The 622-nt window shown below is 63.8% G+C and carries 1 protein-coding gene and 1 pseudogene; one reads left to right on the top strand and one right to left on the bottom strand.

All coding sequences use genetic code 11. From position 1 onward, the window contains the following. On the top strand, window positions 1–385 hold a 385-nt coding region (locus IMZ11_RS43270; RefSeq protein WP_228649466.1), incomplete at its 5' end, for a hypothetical protein. Window positions 386–398: 13 nt separating this feature from the next. On the opposite strand, the pseudogene IMZ11_RS43275 reads toward IMZ11_RS43270, so the two are convergent. Beyond that, window positions 399–622, bottom strand: a pseudogene (locus IMZ11_RS43275) (hypothetical protein); the annotation flags it as partial.

A 622-nucleotide genomic window follows, 5' to 3' on the forward strand; every position in this document is an offset into this window, starting at 1 on the left:
GCACCAACTCGACGAGGCCGGCCATCAGGCCCAGACGGCGGCGGCGTCCTACGCCGAGGCGCTGACGAGCATCGACAGCGGCAAGGTGGACGAGAATTTCACCCGCGTCCTGGACGGTGCCACCGGCGAGTTCAAGGACATGTACACCCAGTCGAGTGTGAAGCTGCGCCAACTCCTCATCGACAACAAGGCGTCGGCACACGGCATGGTGCTGGAATCGGCCGTCAAGTCGGCCTCGACCGATACCGTCGAGGTGTTGTTGTTCATCGATCAATCAGTGAGCAATGCGGCAAACCCGCAACCTCGGCTGGACCGCAGCAGGATCAAGATGACCATGAAGAAGGTCGACGGACGTTGGCTGGCAAGCAAAGTGGAGCTGCCGTGAGCCGAAGCTGCGCCTACTGGTCGAGCTCGTAGCGGATCAGCCGGGCGCTGTTGGCCACCACGGCCACCGACGATGCGTTGTGCAGGACAGCGGCGAGCACCGGCGAGAGCGCGCCGCCGGCACCGACGAGCAGACCGATGGCATTCACCGCGATCGACATCGCATAGTTCTGCTGGATCACATCGACCGCCCGACCACCCAGCGCCCGCACGTCGAGCAGTCGTCGCAAGTCATCAC

The organism is Microtetraspora sp. AC03309 (assembly GCF_020826795.1).
Lineage (GTDB): Bacteria > Actinomycetota > Actinomycetes > Streptosporangiales > Streptosporangiaceae > Microtetraspora > Microtetraspora glauca.